Annotated in this window: 19 protein-coding genes and 6 pseudogenes; 12 read left to right on the forward strand and 13 right to left on the reverse strand. The window is 71.2% G+C overall.

Annotation, left to right across the window (positions count from 1 at the left end; translation table 11 throughout):
* Positions 1-71 precede the first annotated feature (71 nt).
* Together ACZZ0J_RS06080 and ACZZ0J_RS06085 are read left to right on the forward strand one after the other, a co-directional pair.
* Positions 72-203 (forward strand): annotated as a pseudogene (locus ACZZ0J_RS06080) (hypothetical protein); the annotation flags it as partial.
* A gap of 41 nt (positions 204-244) precedes the next feature.
* The gene (locus ACZZ0J_RS06085) at positions 245-652 is read left to right on the forward strand and encodes a hypothetical protein (RefSeq protein ID WP_463438243.1); all 408 of its coding nucleotides are present in this window, start codon (positions 245-247) and stop codon (positions 650-652) included.
* A 94-nt stretch (positions 653-746) separates the two neighbouring features.
* Here the strand turns inward: ACZZ0J_RS06085 and ACZZ0J_RS06090 are convergent, their stop codons facing one another.
* From ACZZ0J_RS06090 to ACZZ0J_RS06125, 8 genes and pseudogenes are all read right to left on the reverse strand, one after another.
* Positions 747-1,319 carry a substrate-binding domain-containing protein gene (locus ACZZ0J_RS06090; protein ID WP_194646380.1) on the reverse strand — a complete coding sequence of 191 codons (573 nt, stop codon included), beginning with the start codon at positions 1,317-1,319 and terminating at the stop codon, positions 747-749.
* Between the two features lie 126 nt (positions 1,320-1,445).
* Positions 1,446-2,750, reverse strand: coding sequence for an MFS transporter (locus tag ACZZ0J_RS06095; protein WP_463435481.1), 1,305 nt, complete (start codon positions 2,748-2,750; stop codon positions 1,446-1,448).
* A 98-nt stretch (positions 2,751-2,848) separates the two neighbouring features.
* A pseudogene (locus ACZZ0J_RS06100) lies at positions 2,849-3,993 on the reverse strand (cystathionine gamma-synthase).
* A 14-nt stretch (positions 3,994-4,007) separates the two neighbouring features.
* On the reverse strand, positions 4,008-5,372 hold the full coding sequence (locus tag ACZZ0J_RS06105) for a cystathionine beta-synthase (RefSeq protein ID WP_463435483.1): 1,365 nt from the start codon (positions 5,370-5,372) through the stop codon (positions 4,008-4,010).
* Between the two features lie 10 nt (positions 5,373-5,382).
* The gene (locus tag ACZZ0J_RS06110; RefSeq protein ID WP_194646384.1) at positions 5,383-6,816 is read right to left on the reverse strand and encodes a mechanosensitive ion channel domain-containing protein; all 1,434 of its coding nucleotides are present in this window, start codon (positions 6,814-6,816) and stop codon (positions 5,383-5,385) included.
* Complete coding sequence (locus tag ACZZ0J_RS06115; protein ID WP_463435486.1) at positions 6,813-7,991, reverse strand: adenylate/guanylate cyclase domain-containing protein; 1,179 nt, start codon at positions 7,989-7,991, stop codon at positions 6,813-6,815. The genes ACZZ0J_RS06110 and ACZZ0J_RS06115 overlap by 4 nt, the downstream gene beginning before the upstream one ends.
* Positions 7,991-9,052, reverse strand: coding sequence for a PDC sensor domain-containing protein (locus ACZZ0J_RS06120; RefSeq protein ID WP_463435488.1), 1,062 nt, complete (start codon positions 9,050-9,052; stop codon positions 7,991-7,993). Before ACZZ0J_RS06120 ends, ACZZ0J_RS06115 begins: the two co-directional genes overlap by 1 nt.
* Positions 9,053-9,370: 318 nt before the next feature.
* Positions 9,371-11,244 (reverse strand): annotated as a pseudogene (locus ACZZ0J_RS06125) (ABC transporter ATP-binding protein).
* Between the two features lie 159 nt (positions 11,245-11,403).
* Here ACZZ0J_RS06125 and ACZZ0J_RS06130 point away from each other — a divergent pair.
* From ACZZ0J_RS06130 to ACZZ0J_RS06140, 3 genes and pseudogenes are all read left to right on the forward strand, one after another.
* Positions 11,404-12,827, forward strand: a pseudogene (locus ACZZ0J_RS06130) (amino acid permease).
* 249 nt (positions 12,828-13,076) lie between these two features.
* On the forward strand, positions 13,077-13,238 hold the full coding sequence (locus ACZZ0J_RS06135) for a hypothetical protein (RefSeq protein WP_463435490.1): 162 nt from the start codon (positions 13,077-13,079) through the stop codon (positions 13,236-13,238).
* 56 nt (positions 13,239-13,294) lie between these two features.
* A complete protein-coding gene (locus ACZZ0J_RS06140) occupies positions 13,295-13,936 on the forward strand; it encodes a hypothetical protein (protein ID WP_463435491.1) in 642 nt (213 codons plus the stop codon).
* Between the two features lie 178 nt (positions 13,937-14,114).
* Here ACZZ0J_RS06140 and rplL read toward each other — a convergent pair whose 3' ends face one another.
* The 4 genes and pseudogenes from rplL to ACZZ0J_RS06160 all read right to left on the reverse strand — a co-directional run bounded on the left by rplL (position 14,115) and on the right by ACZZ0J_RS06160 (position 17,599).
* On the reverse strand, positions 14,115-14,495 hold the full coding sequence (rplL, locus tag ACZZ0J_RS06145) for a 50S ribosomal protein L7/L12 (protein ID WP_017888664.1): 381 nt from the start codon (positions 14,493-14,495) through the stop codon (positions 14,115-14,117).
* Positions 14,496-14,546: 51 nt separating this feature from the next.
* Positions 14,547-15,061, reverse strand: a pseudogene (gene rplJ / locus ACZZ0J_RS06150) (50S ribosomal protein L10).
* 280 nt (positions 15,062-15,341) lie between these two features.
* Positions 15,342-16,862 (reverse strand): HAMP domain-containing sensor histidine kinase, encoded by a 1,521-nt coding sequence (locus ACZZ0J_RS06155; protein WP_463435495.1) that lies wholly within the window; start codon positions 16,860-16,862, stop codon positions 15,342-15,344.
* Positions 16,859-17,599 (reverse strand): response regulator transcription factor, encoded by a 741-nt coding sequence (locus tag ACZZ0J_RS06160; RefSeq protein ID WP_017888661.1) that lies wholly within the window; start codon positions 17,597-17,599, stop codon positions 16,859-16,861. Before ACZZ0J_RS06160 ends, ACZZ0J_RS06155 begins: the two co-directional genes overlap by 4 nt.
* A 104-nt stretch (positions 17,600-17,703) precedes the next feature.
* Between ACZZ0J_RS06160 and ACZZ0J_RS06165 the strand changes: the two genes are divergently transcribed.
* The 7 genes and pseudogenes from ACZZ0J_RS06165 to ACZZ0J_RS06195 all read left to right on the forward strand — a co-directional run bounded on the left by ACZZ0J_RS06165 (position 17,704) and on the right by ACZZ0J_RS06195 (position 23,295).
* Positions 17,704-18,117: a hypothetical protein gene (locus tag ACZZ0J_RS06165; RefSeq protein WP_463435498.1), complete on the forward strand. Its 414-nt coding sequence runs from the start codon at positions 17,704-17,706 to the stop codon at positions 18,115-18,117.
* A complete protein-coding gene (locus tag ACZZ0J_RS06170; RefSeq protein ID WP_463435500.1) occupies positions 18,114-18,740 on the forward strand; it encodes a hypothetical protein in 627 nt (208 codons plus the stop codon). Before ACZZ0J_RS06165 ends, ACZZ0J_RS06170 begins: the two co-directional genes overlap by 4 nt.
* A gap of 100 nt (positions 18,741-18,840) precedes the next feature.
* Positions 18,841-19,161 (forward strand): annotated as a pseudogene (locus tag ACZZ0J_RS06175) (PIG-L deacetylase family protein); the annotation flags it as partial.
* A gap of 308 nt (positions 19,162-19,469) precedes the next feature.
* Positions 19,470-20,090: a class I SAM-dependent DNA methyltransferase gene (locus tag ACZZ0J_RS06180; RefSeq protein ID WP_463435502.1), complete on the forward strand. Its 621-nt coding sequence runs from the start codon at positions 19,470-19,472 to the stop codon at positions 20,088-20,090.
* The gene (locus tag ACZZ0J_RS06185) at positions 20,087-20,797 is read left to right on the forward strand and encodes a glycosyltransferase family 2 protein (RefSeq protein WP_185094242.1); all 711 of its coding nucleotides are present in this window, start codon (positions 20,087-20,089) and stop codon (positions 20,795-20,797) included. Before ACZZ0J_RS06180 ends, ACZZ0J_RS06185 begins: the two co-directional genes overlap by 4 nt.
* Before the next feature lie 129 nt (positions 20,798-20,926).
* Positions 20,927-22,483, forward strand: a complete 1,557-nt coding sequence (locus tag ACZZ0J_RS06190) for an ABC transporter permease (protein ID WP_194646392.1) — start codon at positions 20,927-20,929, stop codon at positions 22,481-22,483.
* A gap of 134 nt (positions 22,484-22,617) precedes the next feature.
* Positions 22,618-23,295 carry an ABC transporter ATP-binding protein gene (locus ACZZ0J_RS06195; protein WP_111084468.1) on the forward strand — a complete coding sequence of 226 codons (678 nt, stop codon included), beginning with the start codon at positions 22,618-22,620 and terminating at the stop codon, positions 23,293-23,295.
* A 60-nt stretch (positions 23,296-23,355) separates the two neighbouring features.
* Here ACZZ0J_RS06195 and ACZZ0J_RS06200 read toward each other — a convergent pair whose 3' ends face one another.
* Positions 23,356-24,297, reverse strand: a complete 942-nt coding sequence (locus ACZZ0J_RS06200) for a TolB family protein (protein ID WP_463435506.1) — start codon at positions 24,295-24,297, stop codon at positions 23,356-23,358.
* Between the last annotated feature and the right edge of the window lie 60 nt (positions 24,298-24,357).

The following is a 24,357-nucleotide window of genomic DNA, read 5'->3' on the forward strand; positions in this document are numbered from 1 at the left end:
TCCCGTGCCATGCGGTACCGTCGGACTGCTCGGGGGCCTCCGGGTGAACCGGATCAGAAGGGGTGGGCGTCATGGTGGATGCCCGGATCCTGCACACGACCGCCGCCCTGCGCGAAGCGATCCTGCGACTGGCGGCCGACCGCCCCGTCTCCGAGATCACCGTCGCGGACGTCACCCGAGCCGCCGGAATCAACCGCGCGACGTTCTACTCGCACGCGGTCTCCCCGGATCGCTGCTCGCCGACGTGCTCACGCCGGAGCTCGACCGCATCCGGCAGGACGACGCCGACGACCGGCGGGCCGCAGCAACGCGAGGGGCCGACGCGGCCGAGCTCGCGACCATCACACGGCGCGGCATCAACGCGGTCGTCGAGCACGTGACCACCCACCGCGACATCTACGCCAAGGCACTGCCGGACCCGAACGACGCGTCACTGCACCGGCTGCTCGTGGGCCACTTCACCGAGTCGAGCGCCCTGCACATCCGCGAACTCGACGCCGACCGACGCCCGGAGCTCCTCGACGACGTGGCCGCCGGCTACGTCGCGCAGGGCTTCGTCGGGGCGATCGAGGCGTGGCTCGCCGGGCCCCGACGGTCGCGGAAGGCGCTGGTCGAGACGATCACGCTGTCGTTCCCGGCCTGGTGGAGCTGAGCTGAGCTGAGCCGCCTGGCTCGGCGGCGCGGACCGGCGCCGCCTGGAGCGGCGGCGCTGACCGCCCTGGTGGCACCGCGCTGCGCGGCTCGGCTCACTCGGCGTCGGTCGTGTCGCCGTCGCTCGGTTCGGTCTCCGGCTTCTCGCCGCGCTGCAAGGACTGCACGACCTCGACCGCGGTGGCCGCAAGGTCTGCGTCGTCCGCTCCTGCGGGCACCCGGTAGTCGGCCGACACACCGTCGCCGCCGGTACCGCTCGCCGGCAGCGGATCGCCCAGGGACACCACCACGACGCCGGCGTCGTGCGCGGTCTGGATCACCCCGGTGAGCGCGGACGGCCGAGCCGCGTGCACGAGCAGGGCCTTGGCGCCCTTGCGGACGAGCTGCGCGACCGCGGTCCGCTGGGACGCCGCCGCACCGGACGCGGGTGCGACCCGGACGTCGGGACGGAACCCGGCATCGGCCAGGCCGGTCCGCAGGTCCTCGCCCAGGGCCGCGTCGTCGTCGAGCAGCACGACGCCGATGACGGCCTGCTTGTCGAACCCGCCGTCGGAGCTGGTCAGATCCGTGCTCTGCACCGGCGTCGGAGCAGCGGAGGTCGTGCCCTGGCACCCGGCCAGCGCGAGGGCGGCCGTCAGGACGACGGCTGCAGCGACGATGCGCACCACGGGAGTCTCCTCTTCGGTCCGGTCTGCCACGCTACCCGGCCGCGCGGTCCGGTGACGCCGACGACACCGGCGCGGGGACGGGTCCGAGCCGCCGGACCGCGGCGACCGCCAGTGCAGCGAAGCAGATCATCGCCGCGAAGACCAGCGGGAAGGACACCGAGCCCGCGGCACCCCGGTCGCGGTGAACAGCAGCCCGGTGACCGCCAGGCCGATGACACTGCCGGCGGCGTCGGCGATGGTGAGCGCCGAGCTCGCGAACCCGTCGTCACCCTCGCCCGAGAACCGCAGGGTGAGCATCGACGTCCGCGGGTAGATCGCCCCCATGCCCGCGCCGCCGACGAACCAGCCGGCGACGAGCACCCACCACGGCAGGTCGAGCGTCGCCACCGCGAAGGCCGCCAGCAGGCTCACCAGGACGAGCGCGAGTCCGACACCGAAGGTCCGACGTGCGGTCAGGCGCTGCTCCCCCAGCCGACCGTGCGCCCAGCTCGAGGCCGCCCAGCTGAGCGCGGCGACGGTCAGCGCGAGCCCCGCTGCCGACGCGGACAGGCCGTGCTTCGCCTGCAGCAGGAACGGCACGTACGCCTCGCTGCCGAAGAACGACGCCGCCACGAGCCCGCGCAGCAACACCACCGACGGCAGTCCGGCGGCGGCGCGGAAGGTGCCGGTCGGCAGCAGCGGGCGCAGCGCGAACCACGTCCCGACCAGGCCGACCACGACCGCGGCCACCATCCCCCACGGGGTCAGGTCCGGCGCGACGTTCAGCAGCAGGATCGACACGGCTGCGGCGACCGACCACCCGATCCGGATCCGCTGCCACGGCGGCCGCAGCTCGACCGCCGGTGCCTGCAGCCGTCCGAGTGTCGGCACGAGCACGCTGAACGCACCCACGGCGATCACGAGCGCCCCCGCGAAGACCCAGTGCCAGTTCCACGTGTCGGTGACGATGCCGGCGATCGCCGGGCCGATGAGCGCCGGGACCACCCAGGCGGCCGCGAACCCGGCGAACACCGGTCCGTGCAGCTCGGCGGGGAAGATCCGGGCGACGAGCACGTACAGCACGACGTCGATCGCGCCGGCACCGAAGCCCTCGACGAGTCGACCGACGAGGAAGACCTCCATCGTCGGCGCGAGCATGACCACGGCGGTCCCGACGGCGAACAGCAGCGCGGAGACCCAGGCGACGATCCGGCCGCCGGCGCGGTCGGTCCAGTTGCCGGCGAGCACCATGCCGGGCACCCCGGCCGCGAGCGGTGCCGCGAAGGCCAGGGCGTACAGGGCCTCGCCGTCCAGGTCGCGACTGATCACCGGCATGATCGTCGTCATCGCCAGGTTCTGGAACGCCGCGACGCCCACGATGGCGACCATGCCGATCGTCGCGAGGGCGTACCGCCCGCTCAGCAGGCCCGTCCTCGTCGCCGTGGTGCTCACCCGCTCATCGTAGGGGCGGGGGACGACACCGCCGACGGCGCGGGGCGGGAACCCCGCGCGATGCGCGTCAGCGCGTCAGCGCCTGCTGCAGATCCGCGTCAGCGCGTCAGCGCCTGCTGCAGATCCGCGATCAGGTCACCGGCGTCCTCGATGCCGACGGACAGCCGCACCACGTTCTCGGGCACCGCGAGCTCCGTGCCCTTCACCGAGGCGTGGGTCATCTCGCTCGGGTACCCGATGAGCGACTCCACACCCCGAGCGACTCGGCCAGCGCGAACAGCTCCGTGGACTCCGCGAAGCGCCGGGCCGCGTCCGGTCCGCCGGACAGTGCGACGGACAGCATCCCGCCGAACCCGCGCATCTGGCGGGCGGCGACGTCGTGCCCCGGGTGGTCGGAGAGGCCCGGGTAGTAGACGCGCTCGATGCCCGGCGCGGCGACGAGCGCCTCGGCGACGGCCTGCGCGTTCGTGGAGTGCCGCTCCATCCGGACCGCCAGGGTCTTGATGCCGCGGGTGGTCAGGAAGGCGTCGAACGGCGACGAGATCGCACCGGCGCCGAACTGCAGGAACTGCACCTTCGCCGCGAGCTCCTGGTCGGCGAGCACGACAGCCCCACCGACGACGTCGGAGTGTCCACCCAGGTACTTCGTCGTCGAGTACACGACGACGTCGGCACCGAGCGACAACGGCTGCTGCAGGTACGGCGATGCGAAGGTGTTGTCCACGACGACGAGTGCACCGGCCTCGTGCCCGAGGGTCGCGAGTCCGGCGATGTCGGCGATCTTCATGAGCGGGTTGGTCGGCGTCTCGACCCAGAGCACGGTGTCCTCGGGGGCGCCCTGCAGCGCGGCCCGGACCTGGTCGAGCTCGCTCATGTCGACGACGACGAGCTCGACGCCCCACGGCACGTGCAGTCGGCTGACCAGACGGTGGGTCCCGCCGTACACGTCGTTCCCCATCACGACGCGGGCCCCGGGACGGAGCGCCGCCCGGAGCAGGGCGTCCTCGGCGGCGAGACCGGACGCGAACGAGTACGCGGCGACGCCGCCGTCCAGGTCGGCGAGCAGCGTCTGCAGGGAGTCGCGCGTCGGGTTGCCGGCGCGGGAGTACTCGTAGCCGTTCCGCATCCCGCCGATGCCGTCCTGCACGTAGGTGGACGTCAGGTGGATCGGCGGGATGACGGCGCCGGTGGGGCCGTCGGGCTCCTGGCCGGCGTGGACGGCGCGGGTGCTGAACTCGGTCATGCTGGCTGCGTTCCTTACTCGGAGAGGTAGGTCAGGAGATCGTGGCGGGTCAGGACCGTGACCGGCTTGCCGTCCTCGACGACGAGCAGGGCGTCCACCGTCTCGAGGGCTCGACGCGCTGCGGACACGGACTCGCCCACGCCGATCAACGGGAGTGGCTCGCCCACGAAGCCGGTCAGGGCGTCCGTCATCTTCGCGGCACCGGTGAAGACCTGTTCGAGCAGGTCCTTCTCGGCGACCGCCCCGATGACCTCACCGATGACGACCGGTGGTTCCGCGCTGAGCACGGGCATCTGGGACACCCCGTACTTGGTCATGATGTCGACGACCTCGCGCACGGTGTCCGCCGGGTGCGCGTGCACCAGGTCGGGCAGACGGCCGTCCTTGCCGGCGATGAGCGACCCGACGGTGCGCGCCTCGTCGGTCTCGGCGAAGCCGTACGAGCGCATCCACCGGTCGTTGAAGATCTTGCCGAGGTAGCCGCGACCGCCGTCGGGCAGCAGCACCACGACGACGTCGTCCTCGGTCAGGTCGCGGGCGGCCCGCAGCGCTGCGACGACCGCCATCCCGCTGGACCCGCCCACGAGCAGGCCCTCTTCCCGCGCCAGGCGCCGGGTCATCGCGAAGGAGTCGGCGTCCGACACCGCGATGATCTCGTCCGGTACCTCGGGGTCGTACGCGGTCGGCCAGAAGTCCTCGCCCACGCCTTCGACCAGGTACGGACGGCCGGTGCCGCCGGAGTAGACCGAGCCCTCGGGGTCGGCGCCCACGATGCGGACACGACCGTCGGACGCCTCCTTCAGGTAGCGCCCGGTGCCCGAGATGGTCCCACCCGTCCCGACGCCCGCGACGAAGTGGGTGATCTGCTGCTCGGTGTCGCGCCAGATCTCCGGACCGGTGGTCTCGTAGTGGCTGCGCGGGCCGTTCGGGTTGGCGTACTGGTTCGGCTTGTAGGCGCCGGGGATCTCGCGGACGAGCCGGTCGGACACCGAGTAGTACGACTCCGGGTGCTCCGGCGGCACCGCGGTCGGCGTGACGACGATCTCGGCGCCGTACGCGGTCAGGACGTTGCGCTTGTCCTCGCCGACCTTGTCCGGCAGCACGAACACGCACCGGTAGCCGCGCTGCTGGGCGACGAGCGCCAGCCCGACCCCGGTGTTGCCCGAGGTGGGTTCGACGATCGTCCCGCCGGGTCGCAGGTCGCCGGAGGCCTCGGCCGCGTCGATGATCCGCGTGGCGATGCGGTCCTTCGACGACCCACCGGGGTTGAGGTACTCGACCTTCACCAGGACGGTCGCGCGCACCCCCTCGGTGACGCGGTTGAGCTTGACGAGCGGAGTGTCGCCGACGAGGTCGACCACGGAGTTCGCGTAACGCACGGGCCCGAGTCTAGGACGCCGTCACCGCGTTCTGCTGGGATGCGACGTGCGCGGACACCGCTGCGGACACCTCGGCGCGTCGACGGTCGATCACGTCGCCCATGTCGCGCGCCAGCGCCGGGGTGGACCGGACGATCTGGTCGAGCGCCGTGGCGGGGATGACCAGCACCGCGACCTCGGTGAGCGCCGTTGCGGTCGTGAGCAGGGCCTCCCGGGTCAACGCCGTCTGTCCGACGTAGTCGCCGGCCTCGACGCGGGTCGCCGGCAACTCGGCGTCCTCGAACGGGACCCGGAGGTCCACGCTGCCGGACAGGACGAACCGGACCGAGTCCGGCACGGTCCCCACCCGGTGGATGACCTCGCCGGCGGCGTAGCGCTCCAGGCGCACGACCGGGGCGAGCGCGACGCTGTCGTCCCCGCTCAGGTACAGCGTCGCGGCGATGGCCGCGAGCGCCTCGTCGCGACGGGCGTCCGTCACGAAGTCGTCGGTGGTGTCGCCGTCGAGCCCGAGTCCCTCGCGACGCGCCGCGTACCAGAGCCACATCCGGAACTGGGCGAGCGCGTCCGCTTCCTGCGACGGGCCGCGCACCTCGAACGACAGGTCGTAGGCTGCGCCGCCCGCCGGCACCGCGACGGGCTGCGTGCCGGGGTACCGCTGCGGCAGACCGGCCGCGACCCGCTGCAGCAGCGCGACGACCGCGGCGGGCGGGTCGTCCGTCGTGAAGGTGACGGAGGTCGTGACCGGGAACGTGCCGCCGGTGCGGCTGAGGTTCGTGAACGACGAGCCGGCGAGCGACGAGTTCGGCATGATCAGGATGCCGGCACCGGTGTCGATGTGCACCGACCGCCAGTTCACCTCGACCACCCGGCCGCGCGTCCCGCCGGTGTCGAGCCAGTCGCCCAGGCGGAACGGCTGCTCGAACAGCAGGAACAGTCCGGCGATGACCGGGCCGACGGCGGACTGCAGCGCGAGGCCGATGACGAGGGACCCGACGCCGAGCGCCGTGAAGATGCCGCCGACGTCGGCGCCCCACACGATCTTGAACACCAGGGCGAGCCCGAGGGCGATGAGCACGATGCGGGCGATGTCGACGAAGATCGACGGGATCTTCTCGCGCCAGCTGCCCTCGCGTGCGTTCGTGAACAGCACGATGTTCAGGCCGTTCAGCACGAAGACGATGACCAGGAACCCCAGCACCGTGCCGATCACCTGGTTCACGACCGGCTTGCCGGGGTCGACCGCGTCGGTCACCTGCACCGACAGCACCAGGATCGCGATGATCGGGACGACCGCGTTGCGGAACAGCCCGACGACCTTGTGCATCGGGTTGTGGTGCCGTTCCAGGGCGGACTGCAGTTCGGTGAGCACCAGGAGCATCACCGGCAGCCCGACGATCACGCCGATCGACGGCCAGAACCACGCCTGCTCCCAGAAGGCGATCACGACGTCACCCGCTCGAGCTTCCAGACCTTCTGCGGACCGGTCTGGGTCTGCACCGTCCCGACGTCCTGCACGCCACCGCGGTCACCGAGCTTGTCGATCACCCGCTGCGTCGCGTAGACACCGGGCGCCGGCGCGATGCCCTGCACCCGGTAGGCCAGGCTGACGGCGTCGCCCCACATGTCGTAGACGATGCTGGAACGACCCACCAGACCACTCGTCACCTGCCCGGTGTCGATGCCGGCGCGCAGCCCGACCTTCGACCCGTGCTGGGCGTTGAAGCGCTCGAGCGCGCCCTGCGCCTCTTCCGCCCAGTCGACCACGCGGCGCACGTTGTCGACACGGGGGACGCTCAGTCCGCAGCTCGCCAGGTAGCCGCTGCGCGTCGTGCGCACCCGCTCGATGCCGTGCCGACCAGCGGCCTCGTCGAGAGCCCGCCACAGGTCGTTGAGCAGCGACAGCGACTCCTCCGCCGTCAGGCCGGCGGCGAAGTCGTCGTACCCGATGATGTCCGCGTAGACCACCGCGACGTCCTGGTGGTCCGAGGCGATGGTCTCGTCGCCCTGCTTGTACCGCCGGGCGACCTCCTCCGGCATGAGCGTCAGGAGCAGGGTGTCGTTCTGCCGCCGCTGCTCGTCGAGCAGGTCCTGCTTCACCTGCAGGCTCCGGCTCATGTCGTTGAAGGCGAGTCCGAGGTCGCCGATCTCGTCACCGGCCTTCGTCTGCACCTCGACCCCGAGATCACCGCTGCTGACCCGGTTCACCGCGGTCTGCAAGCGGCGGATCGGTCGGACGAAGACCTGCGCCAACAGCAGCGACAGCAGGCTCACCAGGACGATGATGGCGACCAGGGACAACCCGATGTTCCGGGCGAAGTCGTTCACCGGGGCGAAGGCCTCGGCGGTGTCCATCTGCGCCACGACCACCCAGCGCAGGCCGTCCACCTCCAGCGGGGCGTACGCCGCGAGCACTTCCTTCCCGCGGTAGTCGGTCGAGATCACCGTGCCCGACTTGCCCTGCAACGCCCGGCTGACCGGTGTGGTGTTGACCTCTTGCAGGAGCACCGACCCCTTCACGGCGATCTGTCGCGCGGCCGTGCCGGGTGCGGTCCCCGCGGCGATCACGTCGCGCTGGTACTGCTTCGGGTGCTCGAGCAGCTGGCGCGGGTAGGACCGCATCAGGTGGTCCGCCCCCACCAGGTACGACTCCCCGTGTCGCCGAGCCCGTCGTCGGCCCAGCCCTGGTTGCCCGTCATGACCTGGTTGATGAGGTCCACCGGCACCTGCACGGCCATCACGCCGATGATCTTGCCGTCCTCTCCCACCGGGGACATCACCCACAGCGTCGGGACGTTGAGGCTCGGTGCGTACCGGGCGAAGTCCGTCACCACGAAGTCGTCCGAACTGGTCAGCTGCAGCGCCTGCTCGTACCCGCTCGCCAGGTTCGAGTCCCGGTACGGGCCGTCCCGCAGGTTGGAACCGAGGTCCGCCCCCGAGTAGGTCGAGTACGTCACGTCGCCGTCGGTGTCCATGAGGAGCAGGTCCTCGTAGCCGGCGGACTCGACCGCCTGCCGGAAGTACGGCTGGTACTCGGCGTGCGCCTCGGACCATGTGCTGCCGTCACCGGCGTCGTCGAGCTGCGCGGCCTTGTCGTAGTCGTCGAACGGCGCCGTGTACCGCGCCTGCAGGTAGGCCTGCGGGTCGGTCGTCGGCGCGAACTGGTCGGGATTCGCCGAGCCGCCGCTCCGTTCGTCCAGCTGCGGGACGAAGGTGTCCGCGTACCAGGCGTCGACCTTCGTGTGGTCGGCATCGGACACCGGACGGTCCCGCAGGTCGTCCCACCCCGCCGAGAACGCCTTCGTCGCGCCGATCACGCTCTCGTTGCGGGTCTGGGCGACGACCGTCTGCGTGAACTGGTCGAACGACCGCTTCAGCTCCGTGATCCGGGCCTCGCGCAAGGACGTCACCTGGTTGAACGCTGCGTTCTCGAGCGAGGCCCGACCGTTCAGGTAGCCGACCACGCCGACGACCAACGCCGCGATGATGCTCACCGCGAGCAGCATCACCAGCAGCTTCGACTGGATGTCCAGCGAGCCGCTCGTCAGGAACGCCCGCAGCTTGCCCTTCCTGCGTGGTGCGTCCTCCACGACGCGCGGGCCACCAGCCTGCGGCGTCGTGGTCGGCGGGATCGGGTCGGAACCGGGGCCGGTGGTGTCGGACGTCGGTGGGACTGCAGTCACTTCGAACTCCGCTCAGGAGGGCAGGGTGCACGCGTGCGCGTCAGCCACAGCTACCACGCGAGCAACACTCGTGTCAGGTATCCGACGTTCGTTGCGGCTTCGTGACCTCGGTGGTCGCGTTCGCGACATCTGTCGCGGTGCGGGGTGGGGACGGCGAGCGCGCGACGGCGGGCTGGAGACGGGGCGCGGTCGGCCGGGAGGCGCGCTGCGGCGCCGTCACGGGCCTCCCGTCCGCCGTCGGGTCACCTGTCCGTTCCGCGCACGCGCCGCGTGCGTCGGCGCCGGTCGGTCTGTGCGCGCTGGCGCCGGCCGGCCGGCTCAGCGCTCGACGGCGTCTGCCGGGGTGTTCTGCTGCCGGTGCAGGAGCGCGTAGGTGCCGTCGAGCGCGAGGAGTTCGTCGTGCGTTCCCTGCTCGACGATCCGCCCGTGGTCGAGCACGAAGATGACGTCGGCGTCCCGGATCGTCGACAGCCGGTGCGCGATCGAGATGGTGGTGCGCCCCGCAGCCGCGGTGTCCAGCGCGGTCTGCACCACGCGCTCCGAGATCGAGTCCAGCGCGCTCGTGGCCTCGTCGAGCACGAGCACGGGAGGTCCTTCAGGAGCACCCGCGCGATCGCGATCCGCTGCTTCTCGCCGCCGGACAGCCGGTACCCGCGCTCCCCCACGACGGTGTCGTAGCCGTCCGGGAACGAGGCGATCGTGTCGTGGATGTTCGCCGCCCGTGCCGCTCGTTCGACCTCGTCGTCGGTGGCGTCCGGTTTGGCGTAGCGCAGGTTGTCGCCGATCGTCGCGTGGAACAGGTACGTCTCCTGGCTGACGATCCCCACGTGGCGCATGAGGTCCTCGTGCACGAGGTCGCGGACGTCCTGTCCGGCGAACCGCACGGAACCCTCGGTCGCCTCGTACAACCGTGGCACCAGGTACGACACGGTGGTCTTGCCCGCGCCCGACGGACCGACGAAGGCGGCGAACTGGCCGGGCCGGAGGTCGAACGAGACCCCGCGGAGCGTCGGCTTGTCGGCCTCGCCGTCTGGGTACGTGAACGTCACGTCGTCGAACGCGACGTGACCGACCATGGTGTCGTCGACGGGCTTCGCCGTGGGCGAGTCCGTGATCGCGGGTTTCAGGTCGAAGTACTCGAAGATGCGGGCGAACAGCGCTCCGGAGGTCTGCAGGTCGAGCACCACCCGGAGCAGTCCGACCGTCGGGAACAGCAGACGCGACTGCACCGTCGTGAACGCGACGATGGTGCCGGCGGTGATCGGGACGTCGCCGATGATCAGCCAGGCCGCGACGAGGTAGATGATCGCCGGGATGATCGACAGGAAGATCTGCACGATCGCGAAGAACCACTGCCCGGACATCTGCTGGCGGACCTGCAACTGGATCTGGTTGCGGTTCTCGTCCCCGTAGCGGCGGGTCTCACTGCGCTGCTGGTTGAAGCTCTTGGCCAGCAGGATGCCGGAGACGCTCAGTGCTTCTTGCGTGATCGCCGTCATGTCGGACAGCGACTCCTGTGTCTGCCCGGCGATGCGGGCACGGACCTGCCCGACCCGACGCTGCGCGATGACGAGCAACGGGAGCAGCACGACCGCGACCAGGGTCATCTGCCAGCTCAGCAGCAGCATCGCGACGATGGCGGCGATGACCGTGACGGTGTTGCCGAGCACCGACGAGATCGTGTTGTTCAGCACGCTCGCGACGCCGCCGACGTCGTTCTGCAGGCGGGACTGGATGACACCGGTCTTCGTGCGGGTGAAGAACGCGAGTTCCATGCGCTGCAGGTGTCCGAACAGACGCATCCGCATGGCGCCCATGACCTTGTTGCCGACCGTCGCCGTCAGGTAGGTCTGCCAGACGCCCACCCCGGCGCTCGCGATCCAGAGGAAGACCATCGCCGACACGAGCTCGACCAGCACCGGGACGTCGGGGCTGCCGGACGGTGGGAACAGGCCCCGGTCGAACGCCTGCTGCGTCAACAGCGGCGGGATCACCGAGATCGCAGCACCGATCAGCACGAGGACGACCGTCAGGACGATCGACCGTCGGTGCGGGACGAACAGCCCGGCGATCCGCTTCACCAGGTGCGGGATCTTCGGCGCTTCGGCGTTGGCGGCCTTCTGCGCACGGAAGTCACCGCTGGAGATCCGGCCGCCGCCGCGCGGACCACCGCCACCGCCGCCCCCGCGCATCCCGCCGCCCATGCTCATGCAGCAACCGTATCCCCGCCGTCGGACATCGGCGCTCGCTCGACGGCCGCCGTTCCGCGGTGCAGTCCGACGGCCGTATTTGACCCCGTTCAGGGGGCGTGCGAGCATGTGCCGTCCCCGCCCCCGCACCACCGAGGTCCCATGACGTCCGCGCCGTCCCGTCCCACGTCCCTCCGCCAGCAGCTCGCCCGCCGCAAGCCGATCGAGCAACTGCAGTCCGAGGCGGCCGTCGGCGTCAACGGCGAACCGCTCCGCCGGTCGCTCGGTGTCTGGCACCTGACGATGATCAGCGTCGGCGCGACCCTCGGTACCGGTATCCTCGTGGTGCTCGGCACGGCCGTGCCGCTCGCGGGTCCGGCCGTGTGGATCTCCTTCGTCGTCGCCGGGATCGCGGCCCTGCTCTCGGCACTGTCCTACGCCGAGATGGCCGGAGCCGTCCCGACCTCGGGGTCGAGCTACTCGTACACCTACGCCACGATGGGCGAGGGCATCGCGTGGGTCTGCGGGTGGTGCCTCGTCCTCGAGTACGCCGTCTCGGTGGCCGCGGTCGCGGTCGGCGCGAGCGAGTACGTCGACGAGACCCTGCGCGTCTTCGGGTTGCACCTGCCGACGGCACTGTCCGCGCCTCCGGGCGACGGCGGCGTCGTGAACCTGCCGGCGGCCGTCCTGGTCCTGCTCGCCACCGTCGTCCTGATCCCCGGTGCCCGCGAGAGCGCCTGGGTGAACACCGTCATGGTCGTCGTGAAGATCGCACTGCTCGTGTTCTTCGTGCTCGTCGCCTTCACGGCCTTCCAGGCGCAGAACTTCGAACCGCTCGCGCCGATGGGTGCCGCCGGGGTGACCGCGGCGGCGTCCAGGCTCTTCTTCTCGTACATCGGGTTCGACGCCGCCTCCACCGCCGGCGAAGAGGCGAAGAACCCGCGCCGCGACCTCCCCCGGGCGATCATCGGTTCGATCGCGCTCATCACGGCGCTGTACATCCTCGTCGCCATCGCCGCGATCGGTGCCCGTTCGTGGACGGACTTCTCGTCGTCCGAGGCCTCGCTCGTCCGCATCGTCGTCGACGTCACCGGACAGCCGCTCGTCGCACTGGTGTTTTCGATCGGCGCGGTGATCGCGATCGCCAGCGTGGTGCTGACGGTGCTCTACGGCCAGACCCGGATCCTGCTCACCATGGCCCGCGACGGTCTGGTCCCGAAGGTCTTCGGGCGGGTCTCCCGACGCACCGGCACCCCATCGCGAACACGTTGATCATCGGCATCGCGGTCACGATCGTCGCCGCCCTGGTCCCCCTGGGCGAGCTCGCCGACGCCACCAGCATCGGAACCCTCGTGGCGTTCGCGCTCGTCAACGTGTCGGTCATCGTGCTCCGTCGCTCGCAGCCCGACCTCGAGCGCTCGTACCGCGTCCCGTTGTTCCCCGTCGTGCCGATCCTCGGCGCCCTGAGCTGCGTGCTCCTGGCGGTGTTCCTCGGCGCCACGACGTGGATCGCCTTCGGCATCTGGATGGTCGTCGGCGCCGTGATCTACCTGGCCTACGGCCGCCGTCACAGCACCTTGCGCTGACCCGCCCGCCCCGCCCCGAGACTCGGCCTGAGCGACACTTCTCGAGCTCTGGCACGCGAGAAATGTCGTTCACCGCGAGAATCGCGGAGCCAGCACCGAGTCTCGTCCACAGTCCCCCACCACGAAGGACTCTCCACAGGCCGGCTCGCGCGGAGCACCTGACGCACGTCGGGCCGCGAGGCTCCAGCCATGACAACCGAACGAACGCGCCTTCTCCGAGCGACGAGTCTCGACCCGACCGGATCCCGCTTGCTCCAGCGGCGACACCGCGCGGGCCAGCTCGTCCGGATCACCGACGGCGTCTACGTCGACGCGCAGGTCTGGCGGGAGGCCAGCCGCATCGAACAACACCTCCTGATCGCACGCGCTCTGGCGCCGCAGCTCCGCGACGACGCTGCTTTTCCCACCTGACGGCCGCGATCGCGTACGGCTGGCCACTGATCGGTTCTCCCCCGCAACGCGTACACGTGACCGACGGTGCAACGCGCAAGACGGAACACCGAGCGCACCTCGTGCGGCACGCTGGTCCTCCGGAGACCGGCACGAGACCGTCCTCCTTCGCCGGGGTGCGCCTCACCAGTGCGCTGCGCACCGCTGTCGACCTCGCCACGACCCTCGAGCCGTCCGTGGCGGCGGTGGCGATCGACCACGCGGTTCGCAGCGGAACGCTCGCGGTCGGAGACCTCGAAGCAGCACTCCCGATGCGCCCCAGACGCGGATCGGTCAGGTGCCGAACCGTCGCCGCGGCACTCGACCCGCTGCACGAGTCGGTCGGAGAGTCGTTCGCGGCGGTGCGGATGGTCGAACTCGGCTTCCCTCGTCCGGCCGCGCAGCACGAGTTCCGGCACGCGAGCGGCGCAGTGGACCGGGTCGACTTCTGGTTCGAGGACACCGGCGTCGTCGTCGAGTTCGACGGCAAGCAGAAGTACACCGATCGGGGCATGCTCGCTGGCCGCGCGCCGGGTGATGCCGTCTGGCACGAGAAGGTCCGAGAGGACCGGATCCGTTCGGTACCCAGCGTCCGGACTGTCGTCCGTCCGACCTGGTGGCATCTCGTCGATCCCGACCGACTCAACGCTCTGTTCCGCCAGCACAGGATCATCGTCTGATCCCCCGAGTCTTGGGCCTTGCAGACCGAGACTCGGCATGAGCGACCGATCTCGGCTTCCTCGTCGCGAGAAGAGTCGCTCAGGCCGAGTCTCGGGCCGCACCGCCGCACCGCACCCCGCGCACGACGAAGGCCGCCACCCCGAGGGGCAGCGGCCTTCGTGAACCGAACGGTCGAGACTACGCGAGCTCGATCGTGGCGCCAGCGGCCTCGAGGGTCGCCTTCGCCTTGTCAGCGGTCTCCTTGTTCGCACCCTCGAGGATCTTGGCGTCGGCGGTCTCGACGAGCGCCTTGGCCTCACCGAGGCCGAGCGACGTCAGGCCACGGACCTCCTTGATGACCTGGATCTTCTTGTCACCAGCGGACTTGAGGATGACGTCGAACTCGGTCTTCTCCTCAGCGGCCTCGGCCGGCGCAGCGGCGGCCGGAGCGGCAGCAGCGGCCGGGGCAGCAGCGGTGACCTCGAAGACCTCTTCGAACTTCTTCACGAAGTCCGAGAGCTCGATGAGCGTGAGCTCCTTGAAGGCCTCGATGAGCTCGTCCTGCGAAAGCTTCGCCATGATTTTCTCCTACTACTCAGTAATACGTGTGGTTGTGGAACGCGAGCCTGATCAGGCCGCGGACTCCTGCTTCTCGCGAAGGGCGTCCACGGTGCGGACGGCCTGCGAGAGGGGGCCTGGAACAGGTACGCAGCACCGAACAGCGAGGCCTTGAAGGCGCCGGCGAGCTTGCCGAGCAGAACTTCACGGGACTCGAGGTCGGCGAGCTTGTCCACCTCGGTCGCGGTGAGCGGGTTACCGTCGAAGTAACCACCCTTCACCACGAGCTCGGGGTTCGCCTTGGCGAATGCACGCAGCGACTTCGCGACGGCGACGGTGTCACCGTGGACGAAGGCGAGAGCGGACGGACCGGCGAGCTCGTCGTCGAACGACGAGATGCCGGCGTTGTTCGCCGCGATCTTGGTCAGCGTGTTCTTCACCACGGCGTACGTGGCGTGCTCACGGATCGAGTTGCGGAGCTCCTTGAGCTGCGCGACCGTGAGACCGCGGTACTCGGTGAGCAGAACGGCGTTCGAGCTACGGAAGGACTCCGTGAGCTCGGCGACCGCAGCTTCCTTGTTCGCCATGGTTCTCCTTGGGGTTTCTTGCCGGTAGCCCCAGGTCCACGAACGAAAAAAGCTCCGGCGCAGAGGCTCGGAGCTGCTCTCACCAGATGGTGGGAGTGGTTCGGAACACCTGCGCGGGATGCCTCACGAGTGAGGACCTTCGGTCACGATGTTCACAATCACTTTGCGAGCAGGGCGACATCCGGCGGTCTTTGGCTTCGAGAACTGTACCAGACGCCGTGGGCGTCACCAAACACCGGACTGGAGGCGCGGTGTGGGCCCGCCCCGCGCCTCCCCAGCGTCAGTGGGTCGCGTCCACCGCAGCGGGCGTCCCCGACCAATCAGCGGACACCGCAGCAGCAGCCGACGCGGCCGACGCCGACGCGGCCGACTCCGACGCAGCGGACGGATCCACCGGCAGGTGCACCGTGAACACGGTGTCGCCCGGCACGCTCGCCACCTCGACGCTCCCGCCGTGCGCCTGCACGACCGCGTCCACGATCGCCAGCCCGAGCCCCGTCGACCCCACGGTGCGCGACCGGGAGCTGTCGGCACGGGCGAACCGCTCGAACAGCTTCGGCAGGAACTCCGGGTCGATGCCCTGGCCGGTGTCGCGCACGGTGAGGTCGACCCCGGGGCCGGACGGCGACGGCGCGAGACCCACCGTGATGCGGGTGCCCTCTGGTGTGTGGGTCCTGGCGTTGGTGACGAGGTTCACGATCACCTGGTGCAGGCGTGCGGCGTCCCCGACGACCACGACGGGCGAGGACGGCACGTCGATCTCGATGACGTGCTCGGGCGATGCAGCGTGGGCGTCGTTGACGGCGTCGAGCACGAGGCCGGTCAGGTCGACCTCGTCGAACTGGATCTCGCGCCCCTCGTCGAGGCGGGCGAGGAGCAGCAGGTCCTCGACCATCGACGTCATCCGGATCGACTCGGACTCGATGCGGCTCATGGCGTAGACGACGTCCTTCGGCAGGTCACCGCCCATCCGACGGGTGAGCTCGGCGTACCCGCGCACCGAGGCGAGCGGCGTGCGGAGCTCGTGCGAGGCGTCCGCGACGAACTGCCGGACCTTCTGTTCGGACCGTTCCCGCGCCTGCATGGCGCCTGCGATGTGTCCGAGCATCCGGTTGAAGGCGCTGCCGACGCGGCCCACCTCGGTACGGGGGTCGGTGTCGGGCACGCGGACGCCGTCCAGGGCGTCGCTGCGGTCGAGGGGCATCCGGGCCACGGTCGAGGCGGTCTCGGCGACGCGCTCGAGGGGGCGCAGCGAACGCCGGACCACGACGGCGGCGACGATCGACGCCGCGAGCAACGCGGTACCGACGACGATGACGACCACCCAGAACAGCGACCACACGCTGGCGTAGACCGGGGCCATCGGCAGTCCGACGACCAGGACGGCGGGACCGACGGTCACGGCGGTGAGCCGGTAGCGCCCGATGTCCGAGCCGAGGTCGACCGTCTCCGGGTCGCCGCCCACGCGCACCTGGCCGAGGGCTGCGGCACTCGACTGCGTGATGGAGCTCGGTCGCCCGTAGTCGTCGAGCACGTTCGCGATGACGACCTGCCCGTCCACGAAGTAGGCGGTCAGGGTGCCGGCGGCCTGCCCCGACGGACGGGACAGGTCGATGCTCGGCTGCCCGCTCTGGTTCTGCTCGAGGTAGCGCTGCGCACGGTGGGTGGCGCTGGTGATCTGCTTGTCGATCGCACCCGTCTGGATCGACGAGAGCGCGATGATGCTCACCGCCCCGATCACCGCGCTGACGACGACGACGAGCGCGACGATGCTCAGGACGAGCCGACGCCGGAGGGTCACGAGGTGGGCTTGATGACGTACCCCACGCCGCGCACCGTGTGGATCATCGGGGTCTCGCCGGCATCGATCTTCTTGCGCAGGTAGGAGATGTAGATCTCGACGACCGAGGACTTGCCGCCGAAGTCGTACGACCACACGCGGTCCAGGATCTGCGCCTTCGACAGCACGCGACGGGGGTTGCGCATCAGGAAGCGGAGGAGCTCGAACTCGGTGGCGGTCAGCTCGATCGGCCGGCCGGCACGGTGCACCTCGTACGACTCCTCGTCGAGCACCAGGTCGCCGACGACGATGCGGGAGTCGCCCGCCTCGGAGATCGAGATCTGCGAGCGACGGATGAGGCCTCGCAACCGGGCTACGACCTCTTCGAGGGAGAACGGCTTCGTGACGTAGTCGTCACCGCCGGCGGTGAGCCCGGTCACGCGGTCCTCGACCGAGTCCTTCGCGGTGAGGAACAGCACCGGGGTGTCGTCGTTGTTCTGCCGCAGCCGGCTGAGCACCTGCAGACCGTCGAGGTCCGGCATCATCACGTCGAGCACCATCGCGTCGGGCTTGAACTCCCGCGCCGTCGTCAGGGCGTCCTGCCCGCCGTTCGCGCTCTTGACGTCCCAGCCCTCGTAGCGGAGCGCCATGGACAACAGGTCGGTGAGGCTGGCTTCGTCGTCGACGACCAGGATGCGCAACGGGGTTCCGTCGGCACGCGTGAGGCGCGGGGCTGCTGCAGGCTGGGAGATGGTCACGTCTTCGAGTATCGAGGAATTCCTATGAGCTGTCTGTGGACCGCCCCTCCGCGCTCTGTGGATCGCTCCGAGTGCACTCGGCCGCTCCTTCGTAGGTTGGGGGGATGCTGCGATCCTCCGCTTGGCCACCGTCCGCCAGGCACGTCGACACCGCGGGGATCGAGGAGACGGCCGGGAGGCCCGGCTCGAGCCCGGCAGACCGTCTGACGGCCGCGCGCACGCTCGCCACCACCACCCCGCTCCTGTCCGCGGGGACCGCCGGCGGGTTCCTCGCCACGCTCGCCGCCGTCGCCGCGGGTGACGTCGCGACCGCGCGCACCGTCGAACCCCACCTCGACGCGCTCGGCATCCTGCAGCAGGCCGACGTGCCGGTCCCCGCCGACTCGACCTGGGGCGTCTTCGCCGCCGAGGGCCCGGGACTCCGCCTCGAGGCCGCGCTCCAGGACGACGGCACGGCGATCCTGAACGGCACGAAGCCGTGGTGCTCCTCGCGTCGACGCTGTCGCACGCGCTGGTGACCGCGCACACCGGCGACGACCGTGTCCTCGTCGCCGTGGACCTGCGGCAGGACGGCGTCACCGCGCACGACGAGGCCTGGGTCGCCCGGGGCATGCCCGACGTGCCGAGCGGCCCGGTGGACTTCGACGGCGCCACGGCACGGCTCGTCGGCGCACCCGGCTGGTACCTGCAGCGACCGGGCTTCGCGTGGGGCGGCATCGGCGTCGCCGCGTGCTGGTGGGGCGGTGCGGTGGGCCTCGGCCGGATCCTGCGCGCGCTGGCCGCGGCCCACCCGGAGTCCGAACTGCTGCAGGCCGCCCTCGGTGCGACCGTGCTCGACCTCGCGGACGCCGAGGACGCCCTCGCCGACGCCGCCGCCCGGATCGACCGGTCCGAGGACCCCGACGCTCCCGACGCCGACTGGCCACTGCTCGCCCAGACGGTGCGCTCCCGGGTGCGCCGAGCGGTGGACGCCGTGCGCGAGCGGGTCGTCGCCACCGTCGGCCCGGCTCCCCTGACCTCGGACCCCGCGGTCGCGGCACGGGTCGCCGACCTCGAGCTCTACGTACTGCAGGACCACGGGGCTCGTGACCTCGCCCGGGTCGGCCGCATCGTGACGGAACGCGGCGGTGTCGCGTGGTGAGCTTCGACCACCGCGAGCCGGGCACCGACCCCGCGGCGTGGACGCCGTTCCTCGACACACGGTCGGCCACACCCTCGATCTGGACGGCATCGGCTCCGTGGTGGTCCTCGCGCCGCACCCCGACGACGAGACCCTCGGTGCCGGCGGGCTCATCGCGACCGCAGCCGATGCGGGACTCCCCACCCACGTCGTGCTCCTCACCCGCGGCGAGCGCTCGCACCCGGACTCCCCCACCACGACGGCGCCGGAGCTGGCGACCGTGCGCGACGACGAGTTCGTCCGGGCCCTCGCCACGCTGCACCCCGGGGCGACGGCGTCGTCGGTCGGGATCCCCGACGGCGGGACGCGGGAGCACCGGGACGAGGTCACCGACGCCCTGCGGCGAGCGCTCGACGGCGCCGCGCGGCCGACGCTCGTGGTGGCGCCGTGGCGCGGGGACGGTCACCGGGACCACCGCATCGCTGGTGAGGTCGCCGAAGCGGTGACCGCCGATGCCACCGAGGTGTCGCTGCTGACGTACCCGATCTGGGCGTGGCACTGGGACGACCCGTCCGCGTCCGCACAGCCGTGGGACCGAGCCCGGGGCCTGCCGTTGGCCGACGCCGTCCGGGAACGGAAGCGCGCCGCCCTCGACGCCTACGCCTCGCAGGTCCGCCCGCTGTCCGGTGCCGCCGGAGACGAGGCGATCGTCGACGACCGGCACGCCGCGCACCACCTGCGGTCGACCGAGTGGTTCTTCGCGCCCGAGCCGACGGCGTCGCGCTCGCGGGAGTCGTTCGACGCGCACTACGAGCGGAAGCCGGAGGGCTGGGACTTCGAGCGCTCCTGGTACGAACGCCGCAAGCGGGAAGTGACGCTCGCCGCGCTCCCCGCGAGCGGTACCGGTCCGCGCTCGAGCTCGGCTGCGCCACGGGCGTCCTCACTGCAGCGCTCGCCGAACGGGCCGACGCCGTGCTCGGCACCGACATCTCGGCCGCGCCGTTGGCCCGGGCTGCCGTCCGTGCGCCGGGGGCCCGGTTCGTGCAGGCCTCGCTGCCCGCCGAGTGGCCGACGGGTCGGTGGGACCTCGTCGTGATGTCCGAGGTGGGCTACTACCTGTCCCCCGCCGACCTCGACGAGACGATCGACCGGGTGCTGGCGTCGCTCGACGACGACGGCGTGCTGGTCGCCTGCCACTGGCGCCACCCCGACGACGAGGCGGTGTCGAGCGGTGACGCGGTGGACGCCCGACTCGCGGAACGGTGGCCACGACCGGCGCTCGTCCGCCACGTCGAACCGGACTTCGTGCTGAGCGTCCTGCCCGGCCCCGGCGTCGTGTCGGTCGCACGGGCCGAGGGACTCGTCCCGTGACCGCGCCCTCCGGCGTCACGCGGATCGACGTCGTGCTGCCCGCCCACGACGAGGAGGACCGCATCGCCGCCTGCCTCGACGCCCTGCTCGCCGCCCGCGCCCGACTCGCCGGGGAGCACCCCGACGTGGCGGTCTCGGTGACCGTCGTGCTCGACGGCTGCACCGACGACACGGCGACGGTCGTCGAGCGCTTCCCCGTCGACGTCGTCGCGACCGCCCACGTCGGCGTCGGTCGGGCGCGCACCATCGGGGCCACGCACGCGCTCCGGCAGCACCCCGCCGACCCGGCGTCCCGCTGGCTCGCCCACACCGACGCGGACTCGCGGGTGCCGGAGGGCTGGCTCGTCCAGCAGGCCGACGCCCTCCGCTCCGGGGCGCACGTGCTCGTCGGCGCCGTCGTCCCCGACCCGGACGACCTGGACCCGGTCGTGCTCGCCCGGTGGACGCAGGCGCACCCGCCCGGTGCCGCGCTCGGGCACGTGCACGGCGCGAACCTCGGCGTGCTGGCATCGGCGTACCTGGCGCTCGGCGGGTTCGACCCCGTCCCCGAGCACGAGGACGTCCGGCTCGTCGAGCGGGCGCACGCGATGGGGTTCCGCGTCGACGCGACGGTCGACCTGCCCGTGGTGACGAGCGGTCGGTTCGCCGGCCGGACGCCCGGCGGCTACGCGGAGCACCTGCGCCGGGAGTACGGCGACGCGAGCTGAGGGCCCCTTAGACAGCTCATAGGCTGCCGATGGGGCGGCCACTGACCGGCTGCCTACGTTCTCCTCCGTCGGCCCCGCCGTGCGCTCTGCGCGGCCGGTGACCCCAGCCGGCCACCACCGAGGAGAACCATGTTCCTGACCTACCTCAGGCGCGAACTCACGAACCGCAAGAAGCAGACCGTCATCATCGCGATCGGCATGGCGTTGGCCATCGCCCTCGTGGTCATCGTGTCCTCGATCGCGGGCGGCGTGAAGGCGGCCCAGTCCAGCGTCCTGCAGTCCGTGTACGGCGTCGGCACCGACATCACCGTCACGAAGACGACGACCCCGAGCGCGTCGGGCTCCGGTCGACCGAGCTTCGACTTCGGCAGCCAGAGCGGTGACGACAGCGACAGCAGCGGTTCGACCGACCTGTCGCAGTCACGGCTCGCCGTCGCCCGCGGCACGAGCACGCTCAGCGCCGCGAACCTCACGACCGTGACGGGCACCGACGGCGTGAAGGCGGCGACCGGTGTCCTGACCCTCGAGAACAGCACGTTCTCGGGGCAGGTCCAGCAGTCGACCGACGGCAGCAGCACGGACACCAGCAGCTCCGACAGCAGCAGCACGGACAGCTCCACCCAGCAGGGCCCGCCGAGCGGCGACTCCGGCCAGGGCGGCGGCTTCGGCGGCGGCTCGTTCAACGTCGACTCGTTCACCGTCACCGGCATCCCGGTCTCCGGCGACGCCGTCGGCCCGCTGACCAGCACCGAACTCACCAAGGGCCGCACGTTCACCGCGAAGGACGCGGGCAAGGACGTCGTCGTGCTGGACGCGTCCTACGCGAAGAGCGAGTCGAAGGCGGTCGGCGACACCGTCGACATCGGCGGCACCGACTTCGAGGTCATCGGCATCGTCACCTCGACCGGCTCGTCGTCGACGACCGGCTCGAACACCTACATCCCCCTCGACACCGCGCAGGCGCTGGCGGACCTCGACGGCAAGGTCACCTCGATCTACGTGTCCGCCGAGTCCTCGTCGGACGTCAGCGCGATCAAGACCGCCCTGCAGCAGAAGCTCACCACCGCCACGGTCTCGACCGAGTCCGACCTGGCGTCGAGCGTCTCCGGTTCGCTGAGCACCGCGTCGAGCCTCGTCTCGAACCTCGGCACCTGGCTGTCCATCGTCGTGCTGGCGGCGGCGTTCCTCATCGCGATCCTCTTCACGATCTCCGGCGTCACGCGGCGCACCCGCGAGTTCGGCACCCTCAAGGCCATCGGCTGGTCGAACGGCCGCATCACCCGCCAGGTCGCCGGGGAGTCCCTCGTGCAGGGCCTCATCGGCGGCGTCCTCGGCGCAGCAGCCGGCCTGATCGGCATCCTCGTGGTGAACGTCATCAGCCCGACCATCTCGGCGAGCGCGTCGAGCACGACCGGCGGCGGCGCGGGTGGCGGCGGTGGCATGCCCGGTGGCGCGGCGACCGCGGCCGCGGGCAGCGGCACGACCGGAGGCGCCCCGGCCGGTGGCTTCGGCGGCGGCGCGAGCACCGCGTCGACGACCGACGTGGTCCTGCACGCCCCGGTGACCGTCGAGGTGATCCTGCTGGCGATCGGCCTCGCGATCCTCGGTGGCCTCATCGCCGGCGCACTCGGCGGCTGGCGCGCGAGCAAGCTCCGTCCGGCCGAGGCCCTGCGGAGCGTGGCCTGATGCCCGGCCCCGCCACCGGCGCGGTGCCGACCGCCGGACCCGCACCGATCCCGAGCACGCGACCAGAAGGAGTGACCGTGACCAGCACCGACACCGCACCCGGCGAGGCGGAGGCGAGCCGCGCCTCCAGTCCGATGTACCGACTGACCAACGTCAGCAAGACGTACAAGCAGAAGAACCGCACCGTCACCGCGCTGACGAACGTGGACCTGACGATCCCGCAGGGACAGCTCGTGGCGATCCAGGGGCCGACCGGCGGTGGCAAGTCGACGCTGCTGCAGATGCTCGGGGCGCTCGACCGGCCGACGGCCGGCTCGATCCACCTCGGCGGCGACCGCGACGTGGCGAAGCTCGGCGACCGTGCGCTGACCGACCTGCGGGCGACCGAGATCGGCTTCGTGTTCCAGAGCTTCAACCTCATCCCGACGCTGACCGCGCTCGAGAACGTCGAGACGGCGTTCGCGGGGTCGCTCGCGAACCGGGCACGCTCGGAGATCCGCGAGCGGGCCACGGCGGCGCTCCGCGAGGTCGGTCTCGGCGAGCGGATGGAGCACCTGCCGGCCGAGCTCTCCGGCGGGCAGCAGCAGCGCGTGGCGATCGCCCGCGCCCTGGTGAAGAACCCGAGCGTGCTGCTGGCGGACGAACCGACCGGCGCGCTCGACGAGGGCACCCGCGACGAGATCATGGGGCTCATCGAGAAGCAGTGGAAGGAACGCGGGCTGACGGTCGTCATCGTCACGCACGACTCGTGGGTGGCGAAACGGGCCGAGCGTCGCCTGCACCTCAAGCAGGGCCAGGTGCGCGAGGTCTGAGGTGACCCGAGTCTCGCGGTGGGCGACAGTCCTCGTGGCCACGAGCCCGAGGACTGTCGCTCAGACCGAGTCTCGACCCACCGGGTAGTCGCAGTAGGCGAACCAGTGGGAGTCCGGGGACCACGGCGGGACGTTGACCGTGCCCTGGCCACCGTCGAGCACGACGAGGGTCTCCGGCACCGGCATCATCCGGGCGCCGCGGACGAGCACCCCGGGCAGCAGCCGCAGCTCCACGCGGTGGTCGGCCGGGTGGCCCTGCACCCCCGGCTCGTACGACAGGTAGAGCAGGTGCTCCCCGTCCGGCGAGACGTGCGGGAACCAGTTCACCCGGTCGTCGTTCGTGATCCGGACCGGGTCGGTCGCCCCCGGCCAGAGCGCGACGAGCTGCGCGGTGCCCGGCGTGAACCGCTCCGAGTTCCACACGAGCATCTCGCCCGCGAACGAGACGCCGTCGTCGGGGTGCTCGTCGCGGGTCAGGAACGTCGGTTCGCCGGTGGCGGGGTCGACGAGTGCGACGTCGGTGGTCCAGACGCCCGCTTCGGTGCGCTCCCCGACGATCGCCGCGAGGGTGTCCCCGTCCGGGGCGATGCCGTGCAGGTAGAACTTCCGGACGACCGGCAGCGCAGTGGTGACGTCGGTGAGGGTCGCCGCCGCTCCGCCGGCCGGCACGGGCACCCGGTACAGGTCCCCGTCGCGGCCGCTCACGACGACCGAGTTGCCCGAGGGATCGAGCACGTGATCGTTGTTGATCTCGGGCACACCGGGCATCGGCACCGGGACGAGTGCAGTCTCGTCGAGGACCTGTGCGCCGTCGGCGAGCGGCAGCAGCCACAGGTCGCCGTCGCCGTTCAGCAGGATCGTGCCGTCGTGCAGGACGTTCGGCGCCTCGACGAGGAGCGACGACGACTCGAAGACGAGGCGGCTCGTCCGCGACTCGAGGTCGTACACGTGCACCCGGCTGGTCTGTCCTGGCAGCAGTTGCCGCCCGCCCGCTCCACTCATGCGCCCCATCCTGCCCGGAACGACGAGACTCGGGCTGAGCGACGTCTCTCGTGCTCGATG

It is taken from the genome of Curtobacterium sp. AC272, from assembly GCF_979258155.1.

What these genes read in the sequence shown, in the direction of transcription:
- ACZZ0J_RS06165 (WP_463435498.1), top strand. Translation starts at nt 17,704, where the DNA reads ATGCTGCGATCCTCCGCTTGGCCACCGTCCGCCAGGCACGTCGACACC.
- ACZZ0J_RS06115 (WP_463435486.1), bottom strand. Translation starts at nt 7,991, where the DNA reads ATGCGGTCCTACCCGCGCCAGCTGCTCGAGCACCCGAAGCAGTACCAG.
- ACZZ0J_RS06190 (WP_194646392.1), top strand. Translation starts at nt 20,927, where the DNA reads ATGTTCCTGACCTACCTCAGGCGCGAACTCACGAACCGCAAGAAGCAG.
- ACZZ0J_RS06200 (WP_463435506.1), bottom strand. Translation starts at nt 24,297, where the DNA reads ATGAGTGGAGCGGGCGGGCGGCAACTGCTGCCAGGACAGACCAGCCGG.
- rplL (WP_017888664.1), bottom strand. Translation starts at nt 14,495, where the DNA reads ATGGCGAAGCTTTCGCAGGACGAGCTCATCGAGGCCTTCAAGGAGCTC.
- ACZZ0J_RS06195 (WP_111084468.1), top strand. Translation starts at nt 22,618, where the DNA reads ATGTACCGACTGACCAACGTCAGCAAGACGTACAAGCAGAAGAACCGC.